The 7,669-nt window shown below is 61.3% G+C and carries 6 protein-coding genes and 1 pseudogene; all 7 read right to left on the reverse strand.

Features of this window, described 5'->3' with window-relative positions:
* Nucleotides 1-8: 8 nt before the first annotated feature.
* Nucleotides 9-956, reverse strand: coding sequence for an ABC transporter ATP-binding protein (locus QZ511_RS04225; protein ID WP_295799412.1), 948 nt, complete (start codon nucleotides 954-956; stop codon nucleotides 9-11).
* Nucleotides 957-1,050: 94 nt separating this feature from the next.
* Nucleotides 1,051-1,779, reverse strand: coding sequence for a dienelactone hydrolase family protein (locus tag QZ511_RS04230; RefSeq protein WP_295799414.1), 729 nt, complete (start codon nucleotides 1,777-1,779; stop codon nucleotides 1,051-1,053).
* A gap of 270 nt (nucleotides 1,780-2,049) precedes the next feature.
* A complete protein-coding gene (gene trmH, locus QZ511_RS04235) occupies nucleotides 2,050-2,736 on the reverse strand; it encodes a tRNA (guanosine(18)-2'-O)-methyltransferase TrmH (RefSeq protein WP_295799417.1) in 687 nt (228 codons plus the stop codon).
* Nucleotides 2,737-2,829: 93 nt separating this feature from the next.
* Nucleotides 2,830-4,062, reverse strand: a complete 1,233-nt coding sequence (locus QZ511_RS04240) for an MFS transporter (protein WP_295799419.1) — start codon at nucleotides 4,060-4,062, stop codon at nucleotides 2,830-2,832.
* Nucleotides 4,063-4,083: 21 nt separating this feature from the next.
* On the reverse strand, nucleotides 4,084-5,337 hold the full coding sequence (glp, locus tag QZ511_RS04245; protein ID WP_295799422.1) for a gephyrin-like molybdotransferase Glp: 1,254 nt from the start codon (nucleotides 5,335-5,337) through the stop codon (nucleotides 4,084-4,086).
* A gap of 98 nt (nucleotides 5,338-5,435) precedes the next feature.
* Entirely contained in the window at nucleotides 5,436-5,573 is a 138-nt protein-coding gene (locus QZ511_RS16670) for a (2Fe-2S)-binding protein (RefSeq protein WP_366935618.1), read from the reverse strand.
* Nucleotides 5,574-6,095: 522 nt separating this feature from the next.
* Nucleotides 6,096-7,661, reverse strand: a pseudogene (locus QZ511_RS04250) (molybdopterin-dependent oxidoreductase); the annotation flags it as partial.
* Nucleotides 7,662-7,669 lie beyond the last annotated feature (8 nt).

Consider the following 7,669-nt stretch of genomic DNA (forward strand, 5'->3'; position numbering starts at 1 on the left):
CCCCGATATTACTCTGACTGCAGGCGTTCGCTCTGGCTCTGTTTCACCAGGTTGACGAAAATTTCTTCCAGCGAACTCTCGCTGGAGTGCAGGTCCTTGAACTCGATACCCTGCTGGTTGAGGTTGCGCAGCAGTTCGGCAATACCGGTACTTTCGTGCTGGGTATCGAAGGTGTAGGTCAGTTGATAGCCCTCGTCGGTAATTTCCAGTGCGTACTCTGTCAGCGCTGCAGGCAGCTCGTGCAGCGGGTTTTGCAGCTGGATCGCCAGCTGCTTTTTGCCCAGCTTGCGCATCAGGGTATTTTTTTCTTCCACCAGTACCAGCTGACCGTGATTGATCACGCCGATACGATCGGCCATTTCCTCGGCCTCCTCGATATAGTGGGTGGTGAGAATAATGGTCACTCCGGATTCCCGCAGTTCACGCACCATTTCCCACATATCCCGGCGCAATTCCACATCGACGCCGGCTGTGGGTTCGTCGAGAAACAGGATTTTGGGTTCGTGGGACAGTGCCTTGGCAATCATCACCCGGCGTTTCATGCCGCCGGACAGCGCCATGATCTTGCTGTCTTTCTTTTCCCACAGGGAGAGCTGACGCAGGATTTTTTCGATATAGGCGGGATTCGGGGCCTTGCCGAACAGGCCGCGGCTGAAAGAGACGGTGGCCCAGACATTTTCAAACGCGTCGGTGGAAAGTTCCTGGGGAACCAGTCCGATCTTGCTGCGCGCGGCACGAAACTCCCGTTGGATATCGTGACCGTCGGCGAGTACGGTGCCGTTGCTGGCATTGACGATACCGCAGATGATGCTGATCAGCGTGGTTTTGCCCGCGCCATTGGGGCCGAGCAGGGCGAAGATTTCCCCGCGCTGGATTTCGAGGTCGACGGATTTGAGTGCGGTAAAACCACCGGCATAGGTTTTACCGACACCCTGTACGGATATGATCGGTTGCACGCTTTCCCCCCTGGAACGTTTTTGCGGTAGCCATTTTGCACTGAAGCCTGTGGCTTGCGCTACCGCTGTGCGCCGGGAGGAAGCGGCGGTTGGTTTAGATGTGGAAAATTTTGTTATAGAACGCCACTGCGCCTTCGTAGGCGTCGTTGGCTGCTTCTTCGTTGTAGGCGAGGGGAATGCCGAACTTTTCCCCACGGCCGGTGGCAGCGGGGTTGGTGAAGCCGTGTTTGGCACCGGGGTAGCTGATGAGGTCAAAGCGCGCGCCGGCGGTCTGCATTTCGATAACAAAATTGGCGACATCTTGCGCGGGGATCATGTCGTCATCTCCGCCGGTGTAGACCTGCAATTGCGCCTTGATATCGCCGGGCTGTACTTTTACGTCGGTTTGCAGTGCACCATGGAAACTGACGACGCCCTTGAGGGGCAGGCCGAGGCGGGCCATGGTGAGGGAGACGGCGCCGCCGAAGCAGTAGCCCTGGGCGGCGACTTCGCCGGTTTCTACGGTTTCGTGCTGGTTGACGAGGTCGAGGGCGGCCTGGAAACGTTTGAGCGGGGCGCCTTCGGTTTGCAGGGTTTTGTTCATGAGGGCGGCGGCGTCGGTGGGGTTGTCTGCGCCGATGTTGGTGCCGTACATGTCGAGGGCGAAGGCGGTGAATCCTTCGGCGGCGAGGCGTTCGGCTTCTTCGCGGGTGAAGTCATTCATGCCCCACCATTCGTGCACGAGGATAATTGCGGGGCGTTTGCCTTCGATGCTGTCGTCGTAGGCGAGGTAGCCGGTGAAGGATTCGCCATCGATGGTGTATTCGATTTCTTCGGTGTGCACTGTGTCCTCCTGGGTGCAAGAGTGTTCGAATTAGGTGTGCACAGATTAGATTGGGAGGGTGGGCAAAGCAACGCTGTAGGGTGAGGTGGTTGTCTGAACGTTCGGTGGCGCGGTGGCGGCAGGGAAGTCTGGTGGCGGCACAGCTACCGGGTACACCTTTGCGAGACACGCCGTGCACCCATCCCTGGGGGCTCTTCGAAAACATCCCTGTTTTCGAAGGTCTCGCAAAGGTGTACCCGTTATCTGTGCCTTCAAGTTGACCTTTTGTGGCTACTGGTCAGGTTGCCGGTACTTGGCATCTTTCGGTGGGATGATGTCGCCGTCCTCATCCAGTTCCGGAAATGCCAGTCCGTGCTTTTCGCAGTACTTGACCATTTTCGGGTGCATCCAGCGGAACAGGATTTCTTTGATCGCCGGGTCGTCTTCGTCCAGGGTTTTATCGTCGTACATGCCGGCGTTCTGCCGTTGGTGCATGGCTTCCTGGAGGATGATGGCGGCGGCGACGCTGACGTTGTAGCTCTCCACCATGCCGATGATGGGAATGGTGACGTGGTCGTCTGCATGTTCGGCGGCGTAGTCGCTGAGGCCGTGTTTTTCGGCCCCCATGATGAGGGCGAAGGGTTTGGTGTAGTCGGCCTGGCGGAAGTCGATGGCGCGGTCGGACCAGTGGGCGGCGTAGAGGTGCATGCCGCGGTTTTTGAGTTCGGCGATGCCAGTTTCTATGTCGGGGTAGACGGCGTTGCCGGTGAAGCGGCCGCTGCCGCCGGCGGTGTTGTGGTAGAGCAGGTGGCCGTAGCTGGGTTGGACCATGTGGATTTCGGGGATGCCGACGGCGTCGGCGGTGCGCAGCATGGCGGAGATGTTCTGGGCTTTGTGTACCTGGTCGGTGAGCAGGGTCATGTCGTGCTGGCGCTGGCGGAGCACCTGCTTGAATTTCTCGTAGCGGCTGCGGCTCATGGTACTTCTATCTGGCTCGGTCTTTGTTGGCCGCGGATTATAGCATTGCAGGCTGGCGCGGTTCGGCGAGCTCGCAGTGCTCCACTTCGGGAATCAATTTACCGTTGCTGCACTTCCTTTTTGTCGGGCGAAAATAATCGCAACGGCGGCGAGTGCCAGGGGGGTGAAGGATACGGCGAGTACGGTGTTCCAGCCGTAAGCGCCGAGGATGCCGCCGGAGGCGAAGGAGCCGATGGCCATGAGTCCGAAGACGATGAAGTCGTTGAAGGACTGCACGCGGGTTTTCTCTTCCGGGCGGTGGCTTTCCAGTACCAGGGTGGAGGCGCCGAGGAAGCCGAAGTTCCAGCCGATGCCCAGCAGGATCAGCATGCTCCAGAAGTGCACCACGCCGACGCCTTCGAGGCCGATGACGGCGGATATTCCGGTGAGTAACAGTCCCAAAGTGGTGATGGCGCCGGCGCCGAAGCGGGTGATGAGTTTGCCGGTGAAGAAGCTGGGGGCGTACATGGCGATGACGTGCCACTGGATGCCGAGGTTGGCGGTTTCCTGTGAGTGCCCGTGCATGTGCATCGCCAGCGGGGCGGCGGTCATCAGGAAGTTCATCAGGGTATAGGAGACGGCGCCGCAGGTGGCGGCGGCGATAAAGCGCGGTTGCAGTGCGATGGTGGCGAGCGGGCTGCCGCCGGCCTGTTCCGCGGCGGTGGGTTTGGGCAGGCGCACCCCGAGCAGGATGACACCACAGGCGGCGGCGACCAGGGCCTGGATCAGGAAGGTGGCGACGAACAGTTGCTGCGGCCACAGGTGCATGGTCCAGGTGACCAGCTGTGGGCCGATTACCCCCGCCGCCACGCCCCCGGCCATTACCAGTGACAGTGCCTGGGCCTTGCGTTCCGGCGCGGCGGCGTCGGCGGCGGCGAAGCGGAATGACAGCACCACTGCGGCGTAGGCGCCGCCGCAGAAGGCGGCCAGGCAGAACAGCCAGAAGGACGCGACGATCATCGCGTACATGGACAGGAGTCCACACAGTACGCCGGCAGCGGTGCCGGCGAGGAATGCGGCGCGGCGGCCGTAGCGCCCGGCGATGGCGCCCGCCGGCAGGATGCACGCGGCCATGCCGACGACAAAAATGGACAGGGGCAGGGTGGCCAGCAGTGGCGAGGGTGCGAGGGTGTTGCCGACGATGGCGCCGGTGGCATAGACCACCACGGAATTTGCCCCGGCCAGGGCCTGGGCAATGGTGAGCCGCCAGATATTGCTTCGCTGCACGCGTTCGCTGGGATCGGCTGGGGATTCGCTCGTCAGAGCGCTGCTGTCATCGCTGTTCATGTGTATTGATTCGTCAAAAAGTTACTTCAGCGGCGCTTGAAACGGTTCCACCGTCACCCAGTCGCCGGTCTCACAATTTCCGCCTTCCCGCGGCAGCACCACAAAACAATTGGCCTCGGCGAAGCCGGAGAGAATATGGCTACCCTGAATACCGCGGGTTCCCACTACCTGAATCCCGTCACTGTCGCGGTAGGTAAAACCCCGCTGATAATCCGTGCGCCCGGGGTTCTTGCGAATGGCATTCAACAGCCGCGCGCGCAGCTGCACGGGCGGTTGCCGGTATTGCCCGGCGGTGCCACACAACTTCTCCAGTGCCGGAAGCACGAGTTGGTACAGGGTGACAATGGCGGAAACCGGATTGCCGGGCAGGCCGAAAAACAGGGCTTCTCCATCGGCTTTCGGCAGCCTGCCGAAGGCAAACGGTTTGCCGGGCTTGATCGCCAGTTTCCAGAAGCCGATTTCCCCCAGCTGCTGCAACACCGTCTTGGTGTAGTCCGCCTCGCCCACGGATACACCGCCGCTGGTAATCACGAAGTCGGCATTGTCCCGGGCCTGCATAAATGCCTCGCGAATTTTCTCAGGCTGGTCGGGCCAGCACCCGAGATCGAGAACCTCCACGTCCAGCTGTTCCAGTGCCGCTTTCAATGCGATGCGGTTGCTGTCGTAGATGTCGCCGTCGCCCAGTTCTGATACCGGTGTGCCAATGGGCTTCAGTTCATCGCCGATGGAGAGCAGGGCGGCCTTGATTTTACGCAGAACGGTGACTTCCGCTACGCCGGCGGCGGCAAGCAGGGCGATATGGGGAACCTTGATCTTGCTGCCCACGGGAATGAGGCTCTGCCCGGTGTGCACGTCCTCGCCGCGCCGGCGGATGTTCTCGCCGGGTCTTGCCGGACGGCTCATGCTGAGCTGGTCGCCGTCCAGGGTGCAGTTTTCCTGCATCTGCACCCGGTCGGCCCCCGGGGGCACAGCGGCGCCGGTGGTGATACGGGCGGCCTGGGCGGGTTCCAGGGTACCGTTGAAGGGGTGCCCGGCGAGGCTTTTGCCGATCACCGTGTAGCTTGCAGATTCCCCACACAGGGCATAGCCGTCCATGGCGGAGTTGTCACACGGCGGGAGGTCGAGTGCGGCGATGACCGGTTCGGCGAGCACCCGACCGGAGGCCCGGCCCAGGGGAATGGTTTCGCAGCCGGTAATTGGCGAAATGCTGTCGATGAGTTCCTGTTTTGCGGCCTCTACGGAGCGCAATCCATTTTCTGCACAGGTGTCGGCCATTTCTCATGCCCTATTTTTAACTATCTGGTTGGGAAGATAGCTGTCTCGGCTAGGTCTTGCCAAGTGCTGCTATTGCTTCAGTAGTTAGGGCGAAAGTCTTAACCGACTGCTACTGCGAGATTGGTATTCAGTAGTGCGGAGATCTCCGGTTTGCAGGAACCGCAGTTGGTACCGCAGCCCAGTAGTTCTCCCAGTTCATCTACCGTTGCCGCACCGTCGGCAATGGCCGCTTCGATTTCCTTGCGCGAGACCTGCAGGCAGGTGCATACCATCTGGGCGCCGGCGGGGACGTTCTGCAGTAGCTGGGCCGGTACTTCCGGCAGGGGCTTTTGCAGTGCGTCCTCTAGGGTTTTGCGGTCCGGGAGGGTCTGCCAGTCGGCGCTGGTGAATACCAGTAACTCCATCTGCTCGCTGTGCAGCAGCCAGCGTTCACCGCTGGGTAATTGCAGGCGCTGGCGATGGAGTTGCTGGCCGTTCAAGGCGAACAGCTTGTCGGCAATGGCCTGCCAGTCCGGTTTGCGGGTCAGTGCCAGCTCGAACCGGTAGCCACCCTCTACCGGTACCCGGTACCAGTGCAGTATGGTTTCCTGCAGCAACCTGTCGCCGGCCTGCAAGCGGCTGTGGAGTTCTGCTGCGGTTTTGCTGCGCAGCAGCAGGCAGGCGTAGCTGTGGGCGTTCAGGGGCTCGATCGTGACTGCCATCTGCTTCAGCTCCGGCTGCCCGGAGAAAGGGTCGGTAACGGACATCGCCAGGGCGCTGACGGTGGCGTTGTGGGCGAGGCTGTCGCTCCAGTGGATGGGGGCGAACAGCTGGCCGGGCTTCTGGCTGGCGGTAACCCTGGCGCGGCCGAAGAATTGGCCTTTCTCGCTTTCAATACGTACCAGCTGCGCGTCTTCGATCGCGAACCTTTGCGCTTCCTGCGGGTGTACGTGCACCTCCGGCGCCTCGCTGTGATCCAGCAGTTTGCGCGCGCGCCCGGTGCGGGTCATGGTGTGCCACTGGTCCCTTAAGCGGCCACTGTTCAGTACCAGGGGGTATTGTTCGCGGATCTCCTGTTTCGGGCACTGGGGACTGACGGCGACAAAACGGGCGCGGCCACTGGGGGTGTAGAAGTTCCCGTCGGCGAACAGGCGCGCGGTACCGGCGGGGCTTTGCCGGGTGACCGGCCACTGCACTGGGGTAAAGTTGTCGTACTCCGCATCGCTGATATTCGCGAGCGCGGAAATATCGAAGGCGCGCCCGGCCTGGTCGCGGTTGTTCTCGAAACCGGACAGCGCCGCGTGTTCGCGGAAAATATCCGCAGGACCCCGATAACTGAAGGCATCGATATAGCCGAGGCGGCGGGCCACCTCGCAGATGATTTCCCAGTCGTGGCGGGCTTCGCCGGGTTTTGCAAGGAAACCTTTCTGCCGGGAGATGCGGCGCTCGGAATTGGTCACGGTACCGGTCTTCTCTGCCCAGGTAGTTGCGGGCAGCAGCAGGTCGGCGCAGCGCGCGGTATCGGTGTCCGCCACACAGTCGGAGACAATCACCGTGGGGCACTTTTTCAGCGCTGCGGCCACCTTGCGTGCATCCGGCATACTCACCGCCGGATTGGTGGCCATGATCCACACGGCTTTTACCTTGCCGCTGTCGATCGCATCGAACAGATCCACCGCCTTCAGGCCCGGGCCCTTCGCCATATTTTCGGCATTCCAGAAACGACCGACGCGGTCGATATTGTCTCCGGTGAAATCCATATGCGCGGCGAGCATGTTCGCCAGCCCGCCCACCTCGCGCCCGCCCATGGCATTGGGCTGGCCGGTGATGGAAAACGGGCCGCAGCCGGGCTTGCCGACTCTGCCGGTCGCCAGGTGGCAGTTGATAATGGTGTTGTTCTTGTCAGTTCCGCTGCTGGACTGGTTGACGCCCTGGGAATAGAAACTCACGGTTTTTTCCGTGGTGCGGAACAGCTCGTAGAAATCGAGCAATTGTGCGAGATCGACGCTGCAGTAGTCCGCCACCTTTTCCGGCGTCCACTCCGCGGCAGCGTAGAGTGCATCGCTAAAGTTTTCGGTGTGCTTGTCGATAAACCCGTGATCCAGCGCACAGGATTCGCTGAGGTAATGCAGCAGGCCATTGAACAGCGCCGCATCACTGCCCGGCGTGATCGCCAGGTGCATGTCCGCCATCTCACTGGTGGCGCTGCCGCGCGGGTCCACCACCACCAGCCTGGCCTCACCGGCCTGCATGCGCTGGAACAGAATGGGATGGGTCCAGGCCGCGTTGGAACCGATCAACACTACCAGCTCCGCCTCGTCCAGGTCCTCGTAATTACACGGCACCGTATCCG

Source organism: uncultured Microbulbifer sp. (assembly GCF_913055755.1).
In the GTDB taxonomy this organism is placed as follows: Bacteria; Pseudomonadota; Gammaproteobacteria; order Pseudomonadales; family Cellvibrionaceae; genus Microbulbifer.

Bases quoted from the DNA above. Each gene is read 5' to 3' on its own strand.
- trmH (WP_295799417.1), bottom strand. From the start codon at position 2,736: ATGAGCCGCAGCCGCTACGAGAAATTCAAGCAGGTGCTCCGCCAGCGC.
- QZ511_RS04240 (WP_295799419.1), bottom strand. From the start codon at position 4,062: ATGAACAGCGATGACAGCAGCGCTCTGACGAGCGAATCCCCAGCCGAT.
- glp (WP_295799422.1), bottom strand. From the start codon at position 5,337: ATGGCCGACACCTGTGCAGAAAATGGATTGCGCTCCGTAGAGGCCGCA.